This is a genomic window from Kitasatospora sp. NPDC059571 (genome assembly GCF_042735675.1).
In the GTDB taxonomy this organism is placed as follows: domain Bacteria; phylum Actinomycetota; class Actinomycetes; order Streptomycetales; family Streptomycetaceae; genus Kitasatospora.
The window spans coordinates 1-2,318 of sequence record NZ_JBHWBW010000735.1; the positions used below are offsets into that span (position 1 = coordinate 1).

The window sequence follows — 2,318 nt, forward strand, 5'->3', positions numbered from 1 at the left end:
CCGGATCACCCCGGCGCCCCCTCCCGTCACGCCGGGGCCAGCGCCGAGCGGTCCGGGCCGTCCGGGGTCCGGTGCCCGGACAGGGCCAGCGTCAGGTCGAACTCGGCCAGCAGCGACCGGATCACGTGGCGCACCCCGGCCTCGCCGTCCAGCCCGAGCCCGTAGGCGTAGGGGCGGCCGAGCAGCACCGCCCGCGCGCCCAGGGCCAGCGCCTTGAACACGTCGTCACCGGTGCGGATACCGCTGTCGAAGAGCACGGTCAGCCGGTCGCCGACTGCGTCCGCGATCCCGGGCAGCGCCTGCGCGGCGCCGATCGAGCCGTTCACCTGCCGGCCGCCGTGGTTGGAGACCACCACGCCGTCCATGCCCGCGTCGGCGGCCATCCGGGCGTCGTCCGGGTGCAGGACGCCCTTGAGCACGATCGGGCCGTCCCAGTTCTCCCGCAGGAAGGCGAGGTCGGGCCAGGTCTTGGCCGGGTCGGCGAACATGCCCGCGAAGTGCAGCACCGCGGCGTTCGGGTCCTCGTGGACGGGCTTGGCCAGCCCGGCCAGGAACGCCGGGTCGGTGAAGTAGTTCGCGGTGCCCACGCCGTGCAGGAACGGCAGGTACGCCTGGTCGAGGTCGCGCGGGCGCCAGGCCAGCAGCGGGGTGTCGAGGGTGACGAACAGGGCGGTGTACCCGGCGGCCCGCGCCCGGGCCAGGAAGGAACGGGTCACCTCGCGGTCCCGGGCCCAGTACAGCTGGAACCAGCGCTCGCCGTCGCCCATCGCCTCGGCGACCTGCTCCATCGGGGTGCTGGAGGCCGAGGAGAGGATGAACGGCACGCCCTCGGCGGCGGCCGCCCGGGCCGCGGCCGGCTCGGCGTCCGGGTGCATGATCGACAGCACCCCGACCGGGGCCAGCGCCAGCGGGGCCGGCAGGGTGGTGCCGAACACCTCGGTGCGCAGGTCGCGGCTGCTGACGTCGCGCAGCATCCGCGGCACGATCCGGTGGGCGTCCAGCGCCTGCCGGTTGGCCCGCTCGGTGCTGCCGCTGCCGGCACTGCCCGCGACGTAGCCGACCGGCCCCGGCCCGAGCCGCTGCTCGGCCAGCTGCTCCAGCCGGGTCAGGTCGGCGGGCAGCCGCGGCACCGCGCCGGTCATGCCGTTCAGGTAGATCTCGAACTGGAACGAGGCCCAGTCGCGCGGCGGCGGCGCGCTCACACCAGCTCCAGCACGAGCTTGCCGACGTTCTCGCCGCGGAACAGCATCTGCAGGGTGGCCGGGAAGTCGTCCACCGTGCCGCGCACCAGGTGCTCCTTGACGGTGATCCGGCCCTCGGCGATCCAGCCCGCGAGCTCGGCGGCGGCCTCCTTGTAGCGGGCGGCGTAGTCGAACACCACGAAGCCCTCCATCCGGGCCCGGCGGACCAGCAGGGAGAGGTAGTTGGACGGGCCGGCGACCTTGGACTCGGCGTTGTACTGGCTGATCGCGCCGCAGATGACCACCCGGGCGTGCATCGCGAGGCGGGCCAGCGCGGCGTCCAGGATGTCGCCGCCCACGTTGTCGAAGTAGACGTCGATGCCGTCCGGGCAGTGCTCGCGCAGCGCCTTGCGGACGTCCTCGGAGCGGTAGTCGATCGCGGCGTCGAAGCCGAGCTCGTCGGTCAGCAGGGCGCACTTGTCCGGTCCGCCGGCGATGCCGATGACCCGGCAGCCCTTCACCTTGGCGATCTGGCCGACCAGGCTGCCCACCGCGCCGGCCGCGCCGGAGACCACGACCGTCTCGCCCTCCTTGAGCGCGCCGACCTCCAGCAGGCCGAAGTACGCGGTCATGCCGGGCATGCCGAGGGCGCCGAGGTAGGTGGACGGGGCGGCGAGCGACGGGTCGATCCGCAGCACGCCGCGGCCGTCGGAGACGACCTGCTCCTGCACGCCGAAGGTGCCGACCACCAGGTCGCCGACCTGGAAGCGGGGGTGGTTCGAGGCGGTCACCTCCACCACGCTGCCGGCCCGCATCACCTCGCCGAGCCCGACCGGCGGCAGGTAGGAGGGGCGGTCGTCCAGCCAGCCGCGCATCGCGGGGTCGAGCGAGATGAAGCGGGTGCGGCCGGCGAACTCGCCGTCGCCCGGCTCGGCCCGCTCGGCCTCGGCGTGCTCCCAGTCCTCGGGCTTGACCTCGCCCACGGGGCGGGCGGCGAGGCGGATCTGGCGGTTGGTTCCGGGCATGGCGGCCTCCTGGCGCGGGCGGCCGTGCCGCGCCGATGCGGCAGGGCTCCCGGCAGAGTCTAAGCAAGCGCTTAGTCAGAGTCGAGGGGCTCCTCGGGCCGCGCCGCCGGGC

At 74.5% G+C, this 2,318-nt stretch carries 2 protein-coding genes; both read right to left on the reverse strand.

Annotated features, from left to right (window positions below):
- Positions 1-26: 26 nt before the first annotated feature.
- Entirely contained in the window at positions 27-1,142 is a 1,116-nt protein-coding gene (locus ACFV0G_RS38445) for a lactate 2-monooxygenase (protein WP_380558250.1), read from the reverse strand.
- A gap of 56 nt (positions 1,143-1,198) precedes the next feature.
- Positions 1,199-2,206 (reverse strand): NADP-dependent oxidoreductase, encoded by a 1,008-nt coding sequence (locus ACFV0G_RS38450; protein ID WP_380558247.1) that lies wholly within the window; start codon positions 2,204-2,206, stop codon positions 1,199-1,201.
- Positions 2,207-2,318: the final 112 nt, after the last annotated feature.